14 protein-coding genes and 1 pseudogene are annotated in these 21118 nt (G+C 64.5%); 9 read left to right on the top strand and 6 right to left on the bottom strand.

Annotated elements, in window-relative coordinates:
• The first annotated feature begins 11 nt into the window (after positions 1–11).
• The 3 genes from QCE49_RS30550 (at position 12) to QCE49_RS30540 (ending at position 6915) form a co-directional block, all read left to right on the top strand.
• The gene (locus QCE49_RS30550) at positions 12–1292 is read left to right on the top strand and encodes a DUF445 domain-containing protein (RefSeq protein ID WP_250458000.1); all 1281 of its coding nucleotides are present in this window, start codon (positions 12–14) and stop codon (positions 1290–1292) included.
• An 862-nt stretch (positions 1293–2154) separates the two neighbouring features.
• On the top strand, positions 2155–4092 hold the full coding sequence (locus QCE49_RS30545) for an amylo-alpha-1,6-glucosidase (RefSeq protein ID WP_250457999.1): 1938 nt from the start codon (positions 2155–2157) through the stop codon (positions 4090–4092).
• An 84-nt stretch (positions 4093–4176) separates the two neighbouring features.
• Positions 4177–6915 (top strand): MGH1-like glycoside hydrolase domain-containing protein, encoded by a 2739-nt coding sequence (locus QCE49_RS30540; RefSeq protein ID WP_175979499.1) that lies wholly within the window; start codon positions 4177–4179, stop codon positions 6913–6915.
• 71 nt (positions 6916–6986) lie between these two features.
• Here QCE49_RS30540 and QCE49_RS30535 read toward each other — a convergent pair whose 3' ends face one another.
• Both QCE49_RS30535 and QCE49_RS30530 read right to left on the bottom strand, forming a co-directional pair.
• Positions 6987–7403, bottom strand: a complete 417-nt coding sequence (locus QCE49_RS30535) for a hypothetical protein (RefSeq protein WP_250440703.1) — start codon at positions 7401–7403, stop codon at positions 6987–6989.
• Entirely contained in the window at positions 7393–9708 is a 2316-nt protein-coding gene (locus QCE49_RS30530) for an FdhF/YdeP family oxidoreductase (protein WP_250457998.1), read from the bottom strand. Before QCE49_RS30530 ends, QCE49_RS30535 begins: the two co-directional genes overlap by 11 nt.
• 151 nt (positions 9709–9859) lie before the next feature.
• Here QCE49_RS30530 and QCE49_RS30525 point away from each other — a divergent pair, with 151 nt between their 5' ends.
• Genes QCE49_RS30525 through QCE49_RS30505 form a run of 5 tightly spaced genes read left to right on the top strand, consistent with a single transcriptional unit; the run spans position 9860 to position 13648 of the window.
• On the top strand, positions 9860–11290 hold the full coding sequence (locus QCE49_RS30525) for a PLP-dependent aminotransferase family protein (RefSeq protein ID WP_250457997.1): 1431 nt from the start codon (positions 9860–9862) through the stop codon (positions 11288–11290).
• A complete protein-coding gene (locus QCE49_RS30520) occupies positions 11287–11550 on the top strand; it encodes a helix-turn-helix domain-containing protein (protein WP_008352953.1) in 264 nt (87 codons plus the stop codon). Before QCE49_RS30525 ends, QCE49_RS30520 begins: the two co-directional genes overlap by 4 nt.
• 47 nt (positions 11551–11597) lie before the next feature.
• A complete protein-coding gene (locus QCE49_RS30515; protein WP_175979495.1) occupies positions 11598–11816 on the top strand; it encodes a ribbon-helix-helix protein, CopG family in 219 nt (72 codons plus the stop codon).
• A complete protein-coding gene (locus QCE49_RS30510; RefSeq protein ID WP_250440701.1) occupies positions 11810–12175 on the top strand; it encodes a type II toxin-antitoxin system VapC family toxin in 366 nt (121 codons plus the stop codon). The genes QCE49_RS30515 and QCE49_RS30510 overlap by 7 nt, the downstream gene beginning before the upstream one ends.
• A gap of 21 nt (positions 12176–12196) precedes the next feature.
• Positions 12197–13648, top strand: coding sequence for a PLP-dependent aminotransferase family protein (locus tag QCE49_RS30505; RefSeq protein WP_250457996.1), 1452 nt, complete (start codon positions 12197–12199; stop codon positions 13646–13648).
• Positions 13649–13658: 10 nt separating this feature from the next.
• Here QCE49_RS30505 and QCE49_RS30500 read toward each other — a convergent pair whose 3' ends face one another.
• From QCE49_RS30500 to QCE49_RS30490, 3 genes are all read right to left on the bottom strand, one after another.
• Entirely contained in the window at positions 13659–14798 is a 1140-nt protein-coding gene (locus tag QCE49_RS30500) for a TAXI family TRAP transporter solute-binding subunit (RefSeq protein ID WP_008352958.1), read from the bottom strand.
• A 233-nt stretch (positions 14799–15031) separates the two neighbouring features.
• Positions 15032–16966 (bottom strand): zinc ribbon domain-containing protein, encoded by a 1935-nt coding sequence (locus tag QCE49_RS30495; protein ID WP_250457995.1) that lies wholly within the window; start codon positions 16964–16966, stop codon positions 15032–15034.
• A 543-nt stretch (positions 16967–17509) separates the two neighbouring features.
• Positions 17510–19093, bottom strand: coding sequence for an aldehyde dehydrogenase (NADP(+)) (locus QCE49_RS30490; RefSeq protein ID WP_008352961.1), 1584 nt, complete (start codon positions 19091–19093; stop codon positions 17510–17512).
• 167 nt (positions 19094–19260) lie between these two features.
• Here QCE49_RS30490 and QCE49_RS30485 point away from each other — a divergent pair, with 167 nt between their 5' ends.
• Positions 19261–20196 (top strand): LysR family transcriptional regulator, encoded by a 936-nt coding sequence (locus tag QCE49_RS30485; RefSeq protein ID WP_008352964.1) that lies wholly within the window; start codon positions 19261–19263, stop codon positions 20194–20196.
• A gap of 3 nt (positions 20197–20199) precedes the next feature.
• Here QCE49_RS30485 and tam read toward each other — a convergent pair.
• A pseudogene (gene tam, locus QCE49_RS30480) lies at positions 20200–20977 on the bottom strand (trans-aconitate 2-methyltransferase).
• Between the last annotated feature and the right edge of the window lie 141 nt (positions 20978–21118).

Genomic DNA, 21118 nt, shown 5'->3' with positions numbered 1-21118 from the left:
AACCGACATAGATGGAAACGCAGGACAAAGCCGTCGCGCTGAGAAGAATGAAATGGTTCGCCGCCGGGCTGCTCGTCGCGGCCGGCGCCTTGTTCGCGCTGGCGAAAAGCCAGCACGATGCGGGCGCGTGGGCGTGGGTGTCGTCGTTCGCGGAAGCCGCGATGGTCGGCGCGCTCGCCGACTGGTTCGCGGTGGTCGCGCTGTTTCGGCATCCGCTTGGCGTGCCGATTCCGCACACCGCGATCCTGCCCGCGAACAAGGCGCGCGTCGCGGACAACCTGGCCGTGTTCGTTCGCGACCGTTTTCTCGGCACCGATGCGCTCGTCGCGCGCGTGAATGCGTTCGATCCGGCGAGCCGTCTGTCGATGTGGCTGGCCGAGCCTGCCAATGCCGAGTTGCTCGGCAAGAAGGCCGTGGGCGCGGTCGGGCAACTGCTGTCTTTCGTCGATGACGCGCGCGTGAAGTCGATGCTCTACGAGACGCTGCGCCGTCGCGCGGAGTCGTTCGATCTGGCGAGCGCGACGGGAAGCGTGCTGTCGACGCTGATATCGGACCGGCGTCATCAGTTGCTGCTCGATGAGGGCCTGAAGCAACTGGCCGGGTGGCTCGACAAGCCCGAAGTGCAGGAGATGCTCGCGACGCGCATCGTCGCGGTGGCGGGCGAGGAGTATCCGAAGCTCGTCGGTATGCTGGGATTCGTCGGACTGAATGCTGAAGACCTTGGCAACAAGTTTGCGGCCGGTCTCGTGCGCGGCGCGAATCAATGGCTGCACGATGTAAGCAGCGATCCCGAGCACGAACGTCGCAAGGCTTTCGATGCGGCTGTGGAGCGGTTTGTCGAGCGGTTGAAGACGGATCCGGCGTTCAAGGCGCGCATCGACGAGCACAAGCGTGAGTGGCTGGAGCGGCCCGAGTTGCGGACATACGTGAACGGGCTGTGGGACGAGTTCATCGCGTGGCTCGATGCGGATATCAAGCGGCCGGATTCGGCGCTGCATGCGAAGGTCGTCGCGATGGCGGGCGGTTTTGCCGAGGCGCTCGGCAGCGATCCGGCATTACGCGAGTCGATTAACGAGCATATGCGCGATGCTTTGAAGGCGCTTGCGCCGGAGTTGCGCGATGGCATCGCGAAGCATATTGCCGCCACCGTCAAGCAGTGGGACGATGCGACGCTCGTCAGGGATGTTGAGCTTAATATTGGGCGGGATTTGCAGTTCATTCGCGTGAATGGGACGCTTGTGGGAGGCGCTGTCGGGATTTTGATTCACGCTGTGAGTGCGGTTCTTGGTTGATTTTGTTTCTTCGCTGGATCCCGTGATTGTGTCGGGTCGGGGTTTCGCCGGATCCCGTTTTCGCGTCGGTCTATTAGCGTTGCCCCTGTGCGGGGCGGCACTTACTTTCTTTGCTGCTGCAAAGAAAGTAAGCAAAGAAAGCAGCTACTGATACGCCCGCGGTCACACGCAATTTGGGTAGTCCTCTCGTCGATCGTGGGCTGCCTAACGAGTGCCCTCATAGGCCCCATCGGGCTTGGCTCGCGCACGGTCTGAACCATCGCACCACACACCAAACTGGTTCAGCACCAAATAGCTCCAGCCCGCTTCGCGGCCGACCGGTCCATCGGGGATGCATGTGCTTCTCTACTAACGTCTCCATCTCACTGCAATCGCCGCCCTTTGGTTTCCCTCGCATACCGGGCGGCAGCGCGTAGCGCTGTGCCGGATGTATGATTGCTGGACCCGCGCGTTGTAACTACTAGCTAGTCAGACCGTGCGCGAGCCAAGCCCGGTGATTGTGATGAGGGCACTCTTTAGGCAGCCCACGATGGACGAGAGGACTACCCAAATTGCGTGTGACCGCGGGCGTATCGGAAGCTGCTTTCTTTGCTTACTTTCTTTGCAGCAGCAAAGAAAGTGAGTGCCGCCCCGCACAGGGGCAGTGCTAATAGACCGACACGAAACCGGGATCCGGCGAAACCCCGAGCCGCCACGAAAGCGGGATCCGGCGAAACCCCGAGCCGCCACGAAACCGGGATCCGGCGAAACCCCGAGCCGCCACGAAACCGGGATCCGGCGAAACCCCGAGCCGCCACGAAACCGGGATCCGGCGAAACCCCGAGCCGCCACGAACACGCAATCCAGCAAAAAAACAAAAACCATGACACGCATCGAACGCACCGATGAATCGCCGATCGACGCTGCGCGTCTGGAAGACGAATGGCTCGAACCCGATGCTTACGGCGGTTTCGCCTCCGGCACGGTCGGCACGATGCGCACACGTCGCTACCAAGCGCTGCTGCTGACGGCGACTCAACCGCCCGCCGGCCGTGTCGTGCTCATCAACGGCATGGAAGCATGGCTCGAAACGGGCAACGCGCGTATCCCTCTGACGATGCAGCGCTACGCCCCCGACATCCTCTATCCCGACACGACCGCAAGCCTCCTTTCATTCGATACAGATCCGTGGCCCACATGGCGCTACCGCATCGGTAACGACGACGCAACGATCATCGTCGCAGAAGCGTTCGTTGCAAAGGAAGCCCGCCAAACCGTCCTGCGCTGGCGTCTCGAGGGCGCATCGAAAGCGGCCAAGTTGGAAGTCCGCCCGCTGCTCTCAGGCCGCGACTACCACGCGCTGCACCACGAAAACGCGGCATTTTCCTTCGATGCCACACTGGAAGGCGAGCGCGTGCAATGGCAGCCGTATGGCGATTTGCCGACGATTTGCGTCACGTCGAACGGCGCTTACGATCACGCCCCCGACTGGTATCGCAACTTCTGCTACGTGCGCGAACGCGAGCGCGGACTCGATTTCACCGAAGACCTCGCGACGCCCGGCATCTTCAGCTTCGATCTCGCGCGCGGCGAAGCCGTGATGATCCTCCACGCGCACGCCGGCCACGACAAGCCGTTCGAAGACAGCGCGCTCGCGCACGCATCGCATCTCGCCTCGCGGGAAAAGGAACGGCGCGCGGCGTTCGGCTCGCGGCTCGCGCGCAGCGCCGATGCGTACGTCGTCACGCGCAATGTCGGCAAAACGATCATCGCGGGCTTTCCGTGGTTCACCGACTGGGGCCGCGACACCTTCATCTCGATGCGCGGCCTCCTGCTCGTGTCCGGCCGGCATCAGGAAGCGGAATCGATCCTGCTCGAATGGGCCGATACGATTTCCGAAGGCATGGTGCCGAACCGCTTTCCGGACAGCGGCGGCCTGCCCGAATACAACTCCGTCGATGCCTCGCTGTGGTTCGTCGTCGCCGCGCACGATTATCTGGCGACGGGGCACGCGCACGCGGCGACGACGAGCCGCCTGCAAAGCGCCGTCGATGCGATTCTCGACGGCTATTCGCGCGGCACGCGCTTTCGCATCGCCGCCGATGTGGACGGTCTGCTGCGCGCGGGCGTGCCCGGCGTCCAGCTCACATGGATGGACGCGAAGGCAGGCGACTGGGTCGTGACGCCGCGTATCGGCAAGCCGGTAGAGGTGCAGGCGCTGTGGATCAACGCGCTCACGATCGCGAGCGCGTGGAATCCGCGCTGGCAGGCGTTGCGCGATCAGGCGCAGTTGTCGTTCGCCGCGCGTTTCGTCGATCCGGACACGCATACGCTCTTCGATGTCGTCGACGTCGATCACGAACCCGGTCGCGTCGATCGATCGATTCGCCCGAATCAGATCTTCGCGGTCGGCGGCTTGCCGTTTCCGCTCGTCGATGGCGATATCGCGCGCGCGGTCGTCGATCAGGTCGAAACGCAACTTCTCACGCCGCCCGGTTTGCGCACGCTCGCGCCGTCCGATCCGGCCTATAGGGCGAACTACGCGGGCGGCGTGCTGGATCGCGATGGCGCGTATCACCAGGGCACCGTCTGGCCGTGGCTGATCGGCCCGTTCGTCGAGGCGTGGGTGCGCGTGCACGGCGCGGCGGGCGCGCGCGAGCGTTTTCTGACGCCGCTCTACGCGCATCTCGATCGCTACGGTCTCGATCACGTCAGCGAAGTCGCCGATGCCGATGCGCCGCACACGCCCGGCGGGACGCCGTTTCAGGCGTGGTCGCTCGCGGAGCTCTTGCGCATCGAAAAGCTGCTCGGCGCAACCTAGCGCGGCGCGCGCGGGCCGGCGTCAAAACGCGCTAAATTACGAGACTTGCCCGTCGTTCAGCACGCCGCCATCGAGGAGACGCCCATGTCGAAATCGCGCCCCGTCAACCAGCTCGAAACCGTCGAGGGCCTGCGGCTCCATTCGAAGGACTGCCCACGCTGGCAGCGCTGGGGACCGTATCTGAGCGAACGCCAATGGGGCACCGTGCGCGAGGACTACAGCGAATTCGGCACCGCGTGGGAATACTTTCCGCACGATCATGCGCGCAGCCGCGCGTATCGCTGGGGCGAGGACGGTATCGCCGGTTTCGGCGACGACAAACTCAACTGGTGCATCTCGCTCGCGCTCTGGAACGGCTGCGATCCGATCATCAAGGAGCGGCTCTTCGGTCTGACGAACCAGGAAGGCAATCACGGCGAGGACGTGAAGGAACTGTACTTCTACATCGACGGCACGCCGACGCATTCCTACATGCGCATGCTCTACAAGTATCCGCATGCGGCGTATCCGTATGCCGATCTCGTCGATGAAAACGCGCGGCGCGGCGCCGACATGCCCGAATACGAAGTGCTCGACACGGGCGTGTTCGACGACGCGCGTTACTTCGACGTGCAGGTCGAATACGCGAAGCACACGCCGGACGACATCGTGATGCGCGTGACGATCGAGAATCGCAGCGAGGTGCGGGCCGCGCTCGACGTGCTGCCGCAAATCTGGGCGCGCAATACCTGGTCGTGGAAGCCGACGCCGATCAAGCCCTCGCTGAAGGTGGAAACGGTGCAGGGCGAAGGCACCTACGTGCTCGCCGAACAGGGCGCGCACGAACCGATGGTCGTCACCGCGTGGTCGCCGGACGCGAGCGCGATGGAATGGCTCTTCTGCGAGAACGAGACCAACGTCAGGCGTCTCTTCCACATGGAAGGCACGGGACCGTTCAAGGACGGCTTCAACGATTACATCCTGCAAGGCGACGAAGACGCGATTCGCCGCGACAAGGGCACGCGCGCGGCCGCGCACGCGCATCTCGAACTGGAGCCGCTCGGCAAGGCGGTCGTGTATCTGCGCTGGCGGCCCGAGTCCGCGCCGGACGCCGTGCCGCTCGACGTCGATGGTCTCTTCGCGCGACGCATCGCGGAAGCCGACGAGTTTTACGGCGCGCTGCAGCACGATATCGCCGATGCCGATCAGCGGCTCGTGCAACGCCAGGCACTCGCCGGCATGCTGTGGTCGAAGCAGTACTATCAGTTCGATGTGACGCGCTGGCTCGACGGCGATCCGCTTCAGCCGAAGCCGCCGAAGCAGCGGCGCACCGGACGCGATTCGGACTGGCGGCATCTGTGCAACGCGGACATCGTGTCGATGCCGGACAAGTGGGAATATCCGTGGTACGCGTCGTGGGATCTCGCGTTTCATGCGGCGGCGTTCGCGCTCATCGATCCGGAGTTCGCGAAACGTCAGTTGCTATTGCTAGTGAAGGACCGCTATCAGCATCCGAACGGTCAATTGCCCGCGTACGAATGGGCTTTCGGCGATGCCAATCCGCCCGTGCACGCGTGGGCGACGTGGCGCGTCTACGAGATCGACCGCGCGATCACCGGCAAGGGCGATCGCGATTTTCTGGAACTCGTGTTCCACAAGCTGCTGCTCAACTTCTCATGGTGGGTGAATCGCAAGGATGCCGACGGCAAGAACATTTTCCAGGGCGGCTTTCTCGGCCTGGACAACGTGGGCATCTTCGATCGCTCGTCGCCGCTGCCGACGGGCGGCCACATCGATCAGGCCGACGGCACCGCATGGATGGCCGCGTACGCGCTCGATCTGATGCGTATCGCGCTCGAGCTCGCATACGCGAACAAGGTGTTCGTCGATATCGCCGTGAAGTTCTTCGAGCACTTCCTGTATATCGCGGAAGCGGTGAGCTGCGAGGACGATTGCGACACCGGTCTCTGGGACAGCGAGGACGAGTTCTTCTACGACAAGCTGCGCCTGCCCGACGGAACCAATGTGCCGATGCGCGTGCGGTCCATCGTCGGGCTGATTCCGCTTTTCGCCGTGCATGTGCTGGAGCCGAAGGTGTATCGCTCGCTGCCGGAATTGCGCGAACGGCTGCACTGGTTTCTCGAACATCGAACGGATCTTTCGAGGCTCGTGTCGCGCTGGAACGTGGCGGGTCAGGGCAACAGCGTGCTGCTGTCGCTGTTGCGCGGGCATCGCATGAAGGCGCTGCTCAGGCGCATGCTCGACGAAACCGAATTCCTTTCCGATCACGGCGTGCGCGCGCTGTCACGCGTGCATCTCGATAACCCGTTCGTCTTCTATCACAACAGCGAAAGCTTCGGCATCCAGTATCTTCCGGCGGAATCCGACTCGCGCGTGTTCGGCGGCAATTCGAACTGGCGCGGTCCGGTGTGGATGCCGGTCAACTATCTGCTGATCGAATCGATCCACGAGTTTCATCGCTATTACGGCGATGATTTTCGCGTCGAATATCCGACGGGCTCGGGACAGAAGTTTTCGCTCGCGCAAATCGCCGACGAACTCGCGCGCCGCGTGACCACGCTCTTTCTGCTCGACAAGAACGGCGAGCGTCCGGTGATGGCTGCCTATCCGCTGCTACAGGCCGATCCGCGTTCGCGCGATCTCGTGCTCTTTCACGAGTATTTTCATGGCGACAACGGGCGCGGCGTGGGCGCGTCGCATCAGACGGGCTGGAGCGGGCTCGTCGCGCTGTTGCTGCATCCGCATGCGACGGGGCCGTCCGGCGTCGTGCCGCTCGCCGGCGAAGCCGATGCCGATGTTCAGGAGTTCGCAGGAGCGAAATGAGGCGTGAATCGCGGTGGCATCGCGTTTTGCGGGGTTCGGCGAAAGTCAAGCGCCACAGGTCGAAAGCGTTGTTAGGAATTGTCTGGTATTACTGATCGCTCCAACTGCGTAAGTTTGTGGAAACACAAATTGATAACAGTCTGGAGGACAAAATGGCGCAGTCCATTAGCGCATATTCTCTCAGCGGCTACCAAATGGGCTTGGGCGCTGGCGGCCGCGCTCATATCGAACACGAACATTGCCCCCCGTTCGCCATCGTCATGCTGGTGTTCGCGGCCGCAATGCTCGGCGGCGTCTGGTTCAGCGGCGAATTCAACAGCTTCGCCGCCGGGTTGATCGCGTGGGCCGGCATCCTCGCCATGCTGGGCGCATGCGCCGATCGCTGGTTCAGCGGCGCCGCCGCGCTCGAACGCCGTATCCGTCAGCGCGAGAGAGCGCGATGCCGCGTGCTTGGCGGCATCGCGTCGCGCAGCGGTTTCAGGCAGCAATGGCCTGACTGGACGACGTCAGCAGCACGGGAATGGACTTCGACGTCGGCGTACCGGCGCCATCCGCAACCGATGACAGCGGCACGAGCGGGTTGGTCTCCGGATAATACGCACCGAGACAGCCACGCGGAATGTCGTATTCGACGAGCTTGAAACCGTCTACGCGACGCTCGATGCCGTCGTCCCACACGCTCGTGATATCCACCAGTTCGCCCGGCTCGAACCCGAGCATGTCGATGTCCTCGCGGTTCGCGAACAGCACGCGCCGCTGTCCGTACACGCCGCGGTAGCGATCGTCGAGACCGTAGATCGTCGTGTTGTACTGATCGTGCGAACGCGTCGTCATCAGCGTCATGAGACGGTCGCCGTACAGCGCACGGGCGCGGTGGATCGGCGTATCGACCGCGATCCTGTGCACGATGAACTGCGCCTTGCCGCTCGGCGTCTTCCAGACGCGATCGCGCGACGCCACGCCGAGATGAAAACCGCCCGGCTGCTTCAGGCGTTCGTTGTAGCGCTCGAAACCGTCGAGCACTTTTTCGATGCCATCGCGGATCAGCGCGTAGTCGCCCTCATGTGCGCGCCAGTCGACCTTGGCCGAGCCGAGCGTCGCGTGCGCCATGCGTGCGACGATCGCGACTTCGGAAAGCAGATTCGCCGAGGCCGGCTTGTTCATGCCGTAAGAAATGTGCACCATGCTCATCGAATCCTCGACGGACACGCCTTGCGGCACGCCGTTCTGAACATCGATCTCGGTGCGGCCGAGCGTCGGCAGAATGAGCGCGTCGCGGCCGTGTACGAGATGGCTGCGGTTGAGCTTCGTCGTGATGTGCACCGTGAGATCGCACGAGCGCATCGCTTCCCAGGTGCGCGGCGTGTCGGGCGTCGCGATCGAAAAATTTCCGCCCAGGCCGATAAACACCTTCACCTTGCCTTCGAGCATCGCGTGAATCGTTTCGACGACGTCGTAGCCATGCTCGCGCGGGGGCTCGAAATCGTAGGCCGCGCCGAGCCGGTCGAGAAACGCCTGCGTCGGTTTTTCCTCGATGCCGACCGTGCGGTCGCCCTGCACGTTCGAATGGCCGCGCACCGGACATAAGCCCGCGCCGCGCCGTCCGATATTCCCGCGCATCATCATCAGGTTCGAAAGCAGTTGAATGGTCGGCACGGAGTTCTTGTGCTGCGTGAGGCCCATGCCCCACGTCGAGATGACGGCGCGGCCTTTCGCGTAGATGTCGGCGAGATTCAGCAGATCGTCCATCTCCACGCCCGATTCCGCGATGATCGCGTCCCAGCTTTCGGCGCGCAGGTCGTCGGCGAAGGCGTCGAAGCCGACCGTGTGCTCCGCGATGAAATCGACGTCGAGCACGCGCTCGCCACCGTTCGCGCGCGCGGCGTCGTCGAGTTCGATCACGCGCTTCGCCACGCCTTTGATCAGCGCGAAGTCGCCGCCGACTTTCGGGCGGATGAACACCGAACTGATCTTCACGCCCTTCGGCGAGAGCATGTCGAGCGTGTGCTGCGGGCTCGCGAAACGTTCGAGGCCGCGCTCCTTCAGCGGATTGATCGACACGATGGTCGCGCCGCGTTTCGCGCACTCGCGCAACTCGCCGAGCATGCGCGGATGGTTCGTCGCCGGATTCTGGCCGAAGAGCAGCAGCGTGTCGGCGTGTTCGAAGTCGTCGAGCGTGACGGTGCCCTTGCCGATGCCGACGGTATGCGGCAAGCCGCGGCTCGTCGCTTCGTGGCACATGTTCGAGCAATCGGGGAAATTGTTCGTGCCGTACATCCGCACAAACAATTGATACAGAAAAGCGGCTTCGTTGCTCGCACGGCCGGACGTGTAGAACGCGGCGCCATCGGGATCGTCGAGTTTCTTCAGATGCGAGGCGATGAGTTCGAACGCATCGTCCCAATCGATCGGCACATAGCGGTCGCGCTTTGCGTCGTAGACGAGCGGATCGGTCAGCCTGCCGTGCTGCTCCAGTTCGTAATCGTTCTGCGTCATCAGCGACGAAACCGTGTGCTCCTCGAAGAACGCGGGCGTCACGCGCTTGCTCGTCGCTTCGGCGGCGACGGCCTTGACGCCGTTCTCGCAGAATTCGAAGGTCGAGCCGTGCTCGCGGTCGGGCCACGCGCAGCCGGGGCAATCGAAGCCGTCCGGCTGATTCTGCTTGAAGAGCGTCTTGTAGTTGCCACCCGCCACCTTCTCCTTGACGAGATTGATGGCGACCTGCTTCAGCGCGCCCCAGCCGGCGGCGGGATGCGTATAGGGTTCGATGCGTTCTTCGGGCTTCTTGAACATGGCTTGGCGGATGATGCTTTTTGGCTTGCGATGTCCGAAGCGTACTGTGATCCGAATCGCGCGCGGCGCACAGAAAATGCGAAATAGAAGGAGTACAGTTGCGTCGATTTGCCCTAGACTTGACGCATTGCCGCTTCAGAACGAAATCCAGTTGAAACTCTACGAAAAGCTCGCCGATGAAATCGAGGAAGCCGTGCGGCGCGGCGTGTTCACGCCCGGCGAGAAGATCGCGTCGGTGCGGCAGGCGAGCCAGCAGCACGGCGTGAGCATCAAGACGGTGCTGCATGCGTACGCGATCCTGGAAAGCCGCGGGATTCTGGAGACGCGTCCGCAGTCCGGCTATTTCGTGCGCGCAAAACCGCAGGCGGGCGCGGCGCACAGTCAGCCGACGCGCGTGATCGCGACGGCATCGGAAGTCGATGTGAGCCGGCTCGTGCTTTCGACGTTGCGCAGCATCCGCGCTCACGACGCCGTGCCGTTCGGCTCGCCGTATCCCGATCCCGAGCCGTTTCCGTGGCGGCGCATCAACCAGTACGCGAACGCGATCGCGCGGCGGCAGGCGAGTTGGAATCTCATCGACGATCTGCCGCCCGGCAATCCCGAGCTGATTCGCCAGATCGCGCGGCGTTATGCCGAAAACGGCGTGCCGGTCGATCCGGAGGAGATCGTCATCACGGTCGGTGCGACTGAGGCGATCAACCTGAGCCTGCAGGCCGTCGCGCAGCCCGGCGACACGGTGGCCGTCGAATCGCCGACTTACTACGCGATGCTGCACGCGATCGAGCGTCTCGGGATGCGCGCGATCGAAGTGCCGACGCATCCGGCGGAAGGCATCGACATCGACGCTCTGGCGCGGATCATCGGACGAAGAAAGATCGCCGCGTGCATGGTGATGCCGAACTTCCAGAATCCGCTCGGCTTCCAGATGCCGGACGAGCGCAAGCGCCGGCTCGTCGAATTGCTGTCCGCGCACGATATTCCGGTCATCGAAAACGATGTCTATCACGAGCTTTATTACGGCGATGCGCGCCCGTCGACGCTCAAGAACTTCGATACAAAAGGGCTCGTGCTGCATTGCGCGTCGTTTTCGAAGAGTCTGACGGCGTCGTACCGGATCGGCTGGGCGATGCCGGGACGGTATCGGGCGCAGGTCGAGAAGCTCAAGTTTCTGAACACGTTGACGACGCCATCGGTGCCGCAGGTCGCGATCGCGGATTATCTGCGGCAGGACGGCTACGAACGGCATCTGCGGCGCGTGCGCAAGCTGTATCGGCAGCAGTCGCGCATCATGAGCGCGATGGTCGAGCGCTTCTTTCCGGCGGGCACGCGCACATCGGCGCCGCAGGGCGGCTATGTGCTATGGGTGGAATTGCCGGAGCGCGTCGATTCGATGCGGCTCTATCGCGCCGCGCTCGACAGCGGCATCACGGTCGGACCGGGCTACATGTTCTCCACGCGCAACGCCTTCAGCCATTTCATCCGGCTGAACTACAGTTATCCGTGGACCGCGCAGAGCGAGGCCGCGTTGCGGCGGCTCGGCGAACTCGCGGGCAGGGAGATAACTATGGGGATTCGCGCATGAACGATGACATCGATCCGGCGCTCGTCGCCGTGCTGACACAGCTTTGGCGCGCACAGACGGAAACGCCGGAACGCGCGTGGTCGCTCGCGAAATTGGCGAAGCAGTCCGGTTTGCCGATGAGCGCGTTGCGTCGGCAATTGACCGGGCTCGAGGAAGCGGGATTCGTCGAGGTGCGGATGAACGAGGATGGGACGGGCAGCGCGGGGTTGAGCGAGCAAGGCGTGACTTTGTGTCAGTCGATTTTCAGCGCAGGTGAATAAATGGGCTATGGTGATATACCATATGTATATCGTATAGCGAGGTATCTATGGGAAGGATCTTGATCGATTTGCCCGACGAACAGATAGACGAACTCGCCGCGATCGGCGAAGAGCAGCAGCGCCCGCGAGCCGCGGTCATTCGGGACGCGATCAGCGCGTACGTCGCGAGCAACAAGCGCCGTCCTGCCGTCGATGTGTTCGGCTTATGGCAAGAGCGAAAGATCGATGGATTGCAGTATCAGCGGGAGCTGCGCGAAGAATGGTAAGAGCGCTTTTCGACACGAACATCCTGATCGATTACCTGTTGGGAATCGATGCGGCACGCAAGGAGATCGAGCGTTACGAAGAGCGGTCGATCAGCATCATCACGCTCATGGAAGTTCTAGAGGGCGCCAATCCCGACAGTGAAGCGTCGCTGCGCGCCTGGCTGTCCACCTTCGATCTCGTGCCGCTCGATTCGGCCGTCGCGAACCTCGCAATCGGAATTCGCAGGAAATCGCGCATCAAGTTGCCGGATGCGATCGTGTGGGCGTCGGCGCAATCGGTGAATGCGCTGCTCGTTTCGCGAAACTCGAAGGACTTCCCGCCCGACGATCCGGGCGTGCGGATGCCCTATCAACTGTAGCCGCGTCGGTCGCCAGCACCCTTGGACATCCACATCACCCTGCACGGCCGCCGCGACCTGACCGGCCAGATCTACGGCCAGCTACGCGCGGGCATCATCGAAGGGCGGCTCGCCGCGAACGCGCGCCTGCCGTCCACGCGCGATCTCGCCGCGCAGCTCGGCGTCTCGCGCAAGACCACGCTCGATGTCTTCGAGCGGCTGATCGCGGAAGGCTTCTTGCGCACGCGCGCCGGCGACGGCACGTTCGTCGCTGAAGGGCTCACGCGCCTGCCGACCGCGCGCACCGAACCCGTATCGGCCCGCGCTCGCGCCACCGGCATCTGGCGCAAGATGCCCGAGCGCATGGCGATGCCGATGCCGCCCGCCGACGAAACGCTCGACTGCGATTTCAAGGGCGGCGTAACCGACAAATCGCTCTTTCCCTACGACGCCTGGCGACGCTGCCTGAATCAGGCACTGCGCACGCAGGCGCGCGCGGGCGGCGGCGTCGCGGGTTATCGCGATCCGGGCGGCGAGCAGGCGTTGCGGCTCGGCATCGCGCGTTATCTCGCGTTCAGCCGCGCGGTCGTCTGCAACTGGCAGGACGTGATCGTCACGCAGGGCGCGCAACAGGCGCTCGATCTGCTCGCGCGCGTGACGATCCAGCCGGGCGATGTCGTCGCGGTCGAAGAGCCGGGTTATCCGCCGGCGCGGGCGCTCTTCGCGGCGCTCGGCGCGCGCATCGCGCATGTGCCGGTCGATGGCGAGGGCATCGTCGTGAGAAAGCTGCCGCGCAACACGAGGCTCGTCTACGTGACGCCGTCGCATCAGTTTCCGCTCGGCATGCCGATGAGCCTCGAGCGGCGCGTCGAGTTGCTCGAATGGGCGGGCAAGCGCGGCGCGGTGATCGTCGAGGACGATTACGACGGCGAATTCCGCTTCGAAGGGCGGCCGGTGGAATCGCTGAAGAGTCTCGATCGCGCGGGACTCGTCGCGTATGTCGGCACGTTTTCGAAGACGCTCTTTTCCGATCTGCGGCTCGGCTACGTCGTGCCGCCCGCGACACTCTCCGAACCGCTCTGGAACGCAAAGCAGATTTGCGACTGGCACAGCTGCATGCTGACGCAAACCGCGCTCGGCGCGTTCATGCTCGATGGCGAATACGCGAAGCATCTGCGCCGCATGCACAAGGCGTACGCGGAACGCCGCGCGCTGATGATCGAACGTCTGCAAGGCGAGCTCGCGCCTTGGTTCGAGCCGCTGCCCGCGACGGCGGGCATCCATCTCGTCGCGCGGCTCGCCGGTTCGGTGCGGGAAGACGAGGTCGTCGCGGCGGCGCGCGCCGTATCGGTCGGGCTGTACGGCATACGCGCGTTCTACGCGGGCGAGCCGGCGCAGCAAGGCGTGCTGCTCGGCTACGGCGGGACGCACGTCACGGCGATCGAGCGCGGCGCGACGCGCCTCGCCGCGCTCATGCCGACGCTCGTCCGCTAGCTTCGCGGCGTCACTGATCGCACAACAACAGCAGCTTTTCCTGCGCGGAACACGCCGCTTTTTTCGGCTTTTGCGCGGCCGCGTCGGCGTCGCGCGTCGCGACCTTGCGCGTCGGATTCTGCGCTTGCTCGGCGGCCGCCGTGCGCTGCGCGATGCACGCGCGCAAGTGCTTTTCCATCGGCGGATAGTATTTCCAGCCCTTCGTGAGCGGCGGCAGTTCGAGATGCACCTGCTTCCACTTCGGATGGCCGTTCGCCTGCAGCGTGTCGAAGTTCGAGCACAGCGAATCGGCGAATTTCGACAGCGCGCCGACCGTGCCGCGCAAACCGTAATCGTAGGTCACGAGAAACGCCTTCACGGTGAGCGTCGGCGTGTCTTCCTGAATCCAGTTCGGATAACTCGTCGTGCGGATCGTCGCCGGGAAATAGGTCTGCTTCGCGCGCGCGGTTTCCTGCGCGTTCGGATCGAGGCGCAGCAGCCTGATCTGCTTGAGCAGCTCCGGATTCATGTCCTGAAAGAGCTTCGCCGGTTGCCCCGCGACGATCACCGCCACGTCGATCTTCCCGACGATCAGCCGCGCGAGCGAATCCTCGTTGTTGAGGTGCTGCTCGTTGGCTTCGGCGATCGGTTCGCCGAACATCAGCCGATACAGCGTCTCCGCCGATTGCGCCGTGCCGCTGCCGATCGGCCCGACGCTGATGTTCTTGCCCTTGATCTCGTGGATGTACTTCATCGGCGAGTCCGCGCGCGTGACGAAGTAAATCTCTTCGTCGTAGAGCGGCATGATGAGCCGCAGCGGCTTGATGATCTTGCCCGCGTCCGCATTGCCCGAGGTCGCCATGTCCATGTACGCCTGATACACGTCCGACTGCACCAGCGCGAACTTCACGCCGGGCTCGTAGCGCATGCGCTGCACGTTCTCCGCCGACCCTTTCGACGGCAGCACTTCCAGTTCGATGCCGGCCGGCTCGGCGACGTACTTCGACAAGTCCTGTCCGATCTGGATATACGTGCCGCGTTCCTGGCCCGTCGTGATCTTGTAGGGAATCGGATCGGCGGCGAAGCTCGATCCCGCGCCGATCATCCCGGCGATGGCGAGAAGCGTCAGCGCGCCCCGTGCGGCGTTGCGCATGTATTTCGTGGTGAACATGATTGACCCTTAGTCGGAGTTGGACGGGTGCTTTTTGAAACTCGCACGATGCGGGAATCGTCCGCGTCGCGCGCAATCTGCTCATGCGCGGGCACTCGCATGCGGCCCGGCGCGAAGATGCGCGGCGCGTGCTTGCGGTGCGTCGGTGTTGTCTCTGCGTGTTCTTGTAGTTGCGTCGTTCTTGGGTCGTTCTTGCGTCGTTCTCGTGCGCTTTTTTGCGTTTTTTGCCGTTTTCAGCGCGACGGCGGCTTCGAGGCCGAATCGCCGCCGCTCCAGCCGTATTGCTTGATGGCGCGTTCGAGTTCCTCGGACTTGTCGGAGTCGACATGCGAACCGGCCGGCACCGTGGCGAACTGCGGCGACGCGCCGGTCGTGGCCGCGGCCTGCGTGCTGCGCGTCGCGACGTTCGTCTGCACGACGGGCTGGGCGACGGCTTGTGCGACGGCCGCGGGCGGACGGGGCACGGCTGCCTGCATCGGCGCCGTCGATGGCGGAAGCGCGCTGCTCTGATTGCCCGATTGCGGTGGATGCGGCACGGCGGTGCGCGTCGGGGGCGCGGACGGCTGCGGCGGATCTTCGCCGAGGTAATACGCGCCGCGCGGATTGGCCGGACGAGCGGCTTGCTGCGGCGGCTCGTCGCCGATGTAATAGGGCGCGCGCGGGTTCGCGGCACGCGAATTCACGGCGGAAGGCTGGGCGCTTTCTTCGCCGAGATAATAGGGCGCGCGCGCCGCTTGCGTGACGGGCGGCGGAGCGGCCTTCGCAGCGGCCGGTTGCGACGGCGCGGGCACGGCGGCTTGCGTCGTGGCCGGTTGTGGCGTCGGCAGGGGCGTCGGTTGGGGCGTCGGTTGCGTGGCCGCTTGCGGCGCGGGCGTGGGCATCGTCATCGTCGTGGCGACGGTCGGCGCGGGCGGCGGATTGATCGTCGTCGCGGTGATCGCGGCGGTCGCCGCCTGGCCACGCGCGATTTTCTCCGCGCGCGATTCGTAGGCAGCGTCGTCGTCGGCCCAGCGCGCTGCGGTGCTGCGTTGCACCGTGCGCCTGTCCGGCGTGGGCTTCTGAGCAAACCCGTTCGTCTTCGCGGCCTGCGCGGCCGCCGCTGCAACGTTTGCCTGCGCGGGAAGTTGAGCGGGCGCGGCAGCCGCCGTGTTCGCGGCATCCGCGGCGGGCGCCGTGCCCGGCACGCGTTTGGCGAGCGCGGCCACTGCCGTTGGCGCGAGCCAGCCCGCGTGCGAAATCACGCGTTCGAGCATGGCTTGCGATTCGATGTTGCTGCCGTCGAGGGCGAGCGCCTCGCCCGCGTTCTGCTGCACGCACGCCCACGCGGACGTGCGCTCGCAGGCGCGCGCGAGTTGCAGCGCGGCGTCGCGCTGCGCTTCGCGCTTGACGAGCTCGTCCTTCAGCGATTCGTAGTCGGCGCGCGCCTGTTGCTGCGGCGGAAGCATTTTGAGCCGCGCGCGGGCCGTGGCGAGATCGTGCTGATCCAGCGCGACGCGCACATCCTGCAGCGCATTGCCGGACGGAGCGGCGGCCAACGGGCGCCGGTCCGCCGCGGCCGGTGCGGCAGGCGTGCCGGGCGCGTCGGTTGCGCCGCGCATCAGCGAACCGACCTTGGAATCGATCACGCCCGAAACGCTGTGATCCGCGGATGGCGTGCTCGAACCGCCGTCCGAATCGCCAAGCTGGTAATAGAACGTCGCGCCGAGCAGCAACACGAGACCGCATGCACCGGCGATGACTGTCTTCTTCGTGTTCCACCGCTCGGAACCGGGCAGGGCGTCGGGATCGTTGCTGGAATCGGCGAAGGCGTTGCGTGCGGATTCCTCGGCGCGGCGCGCGCGATATTCCGCCGCCTTTTGCGCGATGCGCTCACTCGCGCGCTCCGTCCAGCGCGAGCGCATGCCCGGCTCGACGCGCCCGGCGCCATCCGAGTCGAGGGAAGCGGAAGAACCGGATGCGGACGCACCCGCCGATGCGAGCGGCGCCGATGCCTCTTCGAAAACGTTCTTGCGCGATTTGCCCGAGGCGGCCTCGCGCGTCTGGCCGAATGCGGCGCTTCGGTCTGCGCCGCAATTCGGGCAACTGTCGGCGTTCTTGCGCACCGTGCTGCCGCACCGCTGGCAGACGACGGAGAACATGGATGCGGGAAACGTCAGTCGCGTGGTCATGCTAAAGCCCTCGAAGGACGTGTGCGTGAGGTTGCCAAAATCGCGTGGCCGCCAATGCGCGCCGAGCCGTCGCGCCTGTACGCGGGAACGGCGTCCCGCGGCAGCAATCCTTCGTATTCTTTGTCCGCGCGGCGCGCGCGCCAGCGGGAAACGACTATCCGACTATGGTTCAACCACTATCGGACGTCAATTGCCTTTCGCCCCTACTCCGGGCGGTGCTCTCGCTCACGATATTTCTGACATTTTGGGATCGCGGCGGCGGTTTTGAATCGCCAATCCTTAGCCGAAAAAAGACAACGGGGCGCGATCGCCGGATAACCCACTGATGTGAAAGCGATTCGAGCGCGTGACGAAACGTTGTAGCGAGCCCACGCCGAGTATGTCAATGCGGATCGCCCGAAGCGGCGGACGTTGCCGGGAGATTGGTAAGGCTTCCGAATCATCGTTCGAAAGGTTTGCCTTTCGTGCTCCGGCGTTGCGCAGAAGCGAAAAAGCCGCGGCGCGAATGACGCGCCGCGGCTTTCATCAGACCGACCCGAAGCGTTATTCCGCCAGTTGCAGCTTGCCGTCGATGCGGCGGTTCAGGCCGAGCGGATTCGCCGTCTTCAGTGCGTCGGGCAGAAGCGCGTCAGGCAGATCCTGATAGCTGACCGGGCGCAGGAAACGGTTGATCGCGAGACTGCCGACCGAAGTCGAGCGGCCATCCGCCGTCGACGGGAACGGGCCGCCGTGCACCATCGCGTGGCCGACTTCCACGCCTGTGCCGAAGCCGTTCACCAGCAGGCGGCCGGTGCGGCGCTCGAGCGCGGGCAGGACGCGCTTCGCATCGGCGTAATCGGCCTCGTCGATATGCAGCGCCGAGGTCAACTGGCCTTCCAGCGATTCGATCAGATCGATCATCGCGTCGAGGCTCGGGCAACGCACGACCAGCGACGATGCACCGAAGATTTCCTCTTGCAGATCGTGATTCTTGCGGAACGCTTCGGCGGTGGTGACGAACAGCGCCGACTGGCCCTGATTGTCGCCCTTCGCTTCGAGGCCGCGCGCGGCGGTGGTCACGTCGGCGTTATCGGCGGTCTTCGCGACCGAGTTCGCGTACGTCTTGCAGATGCCCGGCGTAAGCATCGTCTGCGCGGCGGTTTCCTTGAGCGCAGCGGAAGCCGCTTCGATGAACTTGTCGAGATCCGGGCCGTCGACGGCCAGAATCAGGCCCGGATTCGTGCAGAACTGGCCCGCGCCGAGCACGAGCGACGAGACGAACGCCTTGCCGATGGCTTCGCCGCGATTCTTGAGCGCGTTCGGGAACAGCAGTACCGGGTTGATGCTGCTCATTTCCGCGTAGACGGGGATGGGCTCCTTGCGCGCCGCCGCGATCTTCATCAGCGCGACGCCGCCGCCGCGCGAGCCGGTGAAGCCCGCCGCCTTGATGCGGTTGTCGGCGACGAGGCCCTGACCGATGTCGCGGCCGCTGTCGAAGAGGAGCGAGAACGTGCCTTCGGGCATGCCGCAGTCCTTCACGGCCTTCTGCACCGCGCGGCCGACGAGCTCCGCCGTGCCGGGATGCGCCGAGTGCGCCTTGACGATGACCGGGCAACCGGCGGCGAGCGCCGACGCCGTGTCGCCGCCGGCGACGGAGAACGCGAGCGGGAAGTTGCTCGCGCCGAACACGGCGACCGGGCCGACGCCGATATGACGCAGACGCAGATCGACGCGCGGCAGCGGCTTGCGCTCGGGTTGCGCCGGATCGATCCGCACGCCGAGAAAATCGCCATTGCGGACGACATCGGCGAACATGCGCAACTGGCCGACCGTGCGGCCGCGCTCGCCTTCGAGACGCGCGCGCGGCAGGCCGCTTTCGATCATGCAGCGCTCGATCAGGTCGTCGCCGATATCGAGGATGTTCTGCGCGATCGTTTCCAGGAACTTCGCGCGCGCTTCGGGCGCGGTTTCGCGGTAGACGTCGAACGCGGCCCAGGCGAGGGCGCACGCGCGGTCGAGGTCCGCGAGCGTCGCGCCGCCGAAAGCCGGTTCGATGGCCGCGCCGGTCGACGCGTTGACGGCCTTGATCGAGCCGTTCGAGCCGAAGACCGATTCCTGACCGATGAGCAGGTTGCCAGTGAGTTGCATGATGTCTCGTCCTTGCTTGGAGTGATTCGCGGCAGCCGCATGTACCGGTTGTACGATGACTGCACCTTGCCCGACTATACGGCTTCGCGCGTGCGCCTGTATAGTGAAACCTTTCCATCGCTTGATCGCTTTTTGGAATCACCCCGCGCTTTCCCGCACGCCGAAAGATGAAGAACACGCTCGATGTATTGATGTCGCGGCTGCGCATGAAGCAGCTTCAACTGCTGATCGCGCTCGACGACCACAAATCGCTGCACAAGGCGTCGAGCGCCATGGCGATGACGCAATCCGCCGCGAGCAAGGCGCTCGCCGAACTCGAATCCATGCTGGAAGCGCCGCTATTCGAGCGTGCGAAGAGCGGGCTGATCCCGAATCCGTTCGGCCGCTGCGTGGTGCGCTACGCACGCGTGCTGGCCGCCGATCTCAACGCGCTCTGCCAGGAAGTCGCGCAGATTCGCGCGGGCACGGGCGGGCGGCTGACCGTCGGCACGATCATGGGCGCGGTGCCGGGCGTGGTCGCGCCGATCGTCAACGAGATGCACGCGAAGCATCCGGATCTGGCGATCGAAATCGTCGAGGATACGAGCGCGCGCATGCTGCCGATGCTCGACGACGGCCGCGTCGATCTCGTCATCGGGCGCTCGAGCGTGTCGGATCAGCCGTCGAAGTATCAGTATCAGCCGCTGGCGGACGAGCCGCTTTGCATCGTCGTCGGTCAGGGTCACGAGCGCACGGGCGAGCCGGAAGTCGGTTTCGCCGATCTCGCGCGCTATCGCTGGGTCACGTATCCGAGCTATATGCCGATGAGCGCATTGCTGGAACGCGAACTCGATCTCGCCGGCCTGCCGATGCCCGCCAATCCGATTTCCACCGCCTCGCCGCTGATGACCGTGACGCTGCTGCAAGAGAGCGCGGAACTCGTGTCGATTCTGCCGGCGAGCGTCGCGAAAGTGTTCGAGCGCCACGGCATGCTGCGCATTCTGCCCGTTCGCATGAAGTCGAAATCGCAGACCTACGGCATCGTCACGCGCAGGGGCGGTGAGCTTTCGCCGGCGGCGCGGCAGTTCGTGCAGATGTTGCGCGAGCAGCGCCGGCCGAACTGACACTCAGCGCGTCGCGACGATGAACAGACGCGGGAAGGGCAGGAGCACGCTGCCGTCGTCGAAAACGGTATATGCGGTTTTCAGGCCGGCGCGATAGCGGTCGAGGAACGCGGCCGCTTCCTTCTCGTCGAGCTTCGCGAGGAACGGCCGCAGCGCCGAGCCCTTGAACCATTCGATGATGGCATCGACGCCGCCGTCCAGCGGATGATGGTACGTCGTGCGCCACACGTCGACGCGCGCGCACAGCGGCTTGAGCAACGCGTAATACCAGTCCGCCCGGAAGCGCGCGGTGCGCTCCACGCCCTTCAGCTTGTCGCGCCAAGGGCCATCGGCGGCGGCTTCGCGCATCAGGCGGTGCGCGGGTTCGTCGAGATTGTCGGGCATCTGCACGGCGAGCTGCCCGCCCTTCGCGAGCTTGCCGGCGAGCGACGGAAACAGCGTCTCGTGATCGGGCACCCACTGCAGCGCCGCGTTCGCGAGAATCAGATCGAACGGTCCTTCTGCCTGCCACGCGGAAATGTCGGCGAGCGCGAATTCGACTTGGGGCAGGCGCTTTTTCGCCGCGTCGATCATGTCGCCCGAATTGTCGACGCCGATCACGCGCGTTCGGCGCATGCGCGATGAGCGTTTCGGTTGAATTGCCGGGGCCGCAGCCGAGATCGACCGCCGTGCGCGCGGCTCGCGCATGAGTCGCGTTCAGCAGATCGCGGACGGGGCGCGTGCGCTCTTCCTCGAACAGCGAATATTGGCGCGCTTGCCATTCGGGCGATGATGTCGTCATTGAAGGCTCCAGTCGATGTTCGTCGTGATATCACACGCGATTCTAGCAGGCTGTTGAAATATCCCCTTGTGAACGCGCGCTCGCTTATTCGGAAGAGCTGGCGCGATGCAGTGTTCCGAATGAATTGACGCCGACATCCTT

The sequence above is a fragment of the Caballeronia sp. LZ008 genome (assembly GCF_031451435.1).
GTDB classification, from domain to species: Bacteria; Pseudomonadota; Gammaproteobacteria; order Burkholderiales; family Burkholderiaceae; genus Caballeronia; species Caballeronia zhejiangensis.
This window is presented reverse-complemented; position numbering and strand designations above follow the sequence as displayed.

What these genes read in the sequence shown, in the direction of transcription:
- QCE49_RS30550 (WP_250458000.1), top strand. Translation starts at nt 12, where the DNA reads ATGGAAACGCAGGACAAAGCCGTCGCGCTGAGAAGAATGAAATGGTTC.
- QCE49_RS30545 (WP_250457999.1), top strand. Translation starts at nt 2,155, where the DNA reads ATGACACGCATCGAACGCACCGATGAATCGCCGATCGACGCTGCGCGT.
- QCE49_RS30540 (WP_175979499.1), top strand. Translation starts at nt 4,177, where the DNA reads ATGTCGAAATCGCGCCCCGTCAACCAGCTCGAAACCGTCGAGGGCCTG.
- QCE49_RS30530 (WP_250457998.1), bottom strand. Translation starts at nt 9,708, where the DNA reads ATGTTCAAGAAGCCCGAAGAACGCATCGAACCCTATACGCATCCCGCC.
- QCE49_RS30520 (WP_008352953.1), top strand. Translation starts at nt 11,287, where the DNA reads ATGAACGATGACATCGATCCGGCGCTCGTCGCCGTGCTGACACAGCTT.
- QCE49_RS30515 (WP_175979495.1), top strand. Translation starts at nt 11,598, where the DNA reads ATGGGAAGGATCTTGATCGATTTGCCCGACGAACAGATAGACGAACTC.
- QCE49_RS30510 (WP_250440701.1), top strand. Translation starts at nt 11,810, where the DNA reads ATGGTAAGAGCGCTTTTCGACACGAACATCCTGATCGATTACCTGTTG.
- QCE49_RS30500 (WP_008352958.1), bottom strand. Translation starts at nt 14,798, where the DNA reads ATGTTCACCACGAAATACATGCGCAACGCCGCACGGGGCGCGCTGACG.
- QCE49_RS30495 (WP_250457995.1), bottom strand. Translation starts at nt 16,966, where the DNA reads ATGACCACGCGACTGACGTTTCCCGCATCCATGTTCTCCGTCGTCTGC.
- QCE49_RS30490 (WP_008352961.1), bottom strand. Translation starts at nt 19,093, where the DNA reads ATGCAACTCACTGGCAACCTGCTCATCGGTCAGGAATCGGTCTTCGGC.
- QCE49_RS30485 (WP_008352964.1), top strand. Translation starts at nt 19,261, where the DNA reads ATGAAGAACACGCTCGATGTATTGATGTCGCGGCTGCGCATGAAGCAG.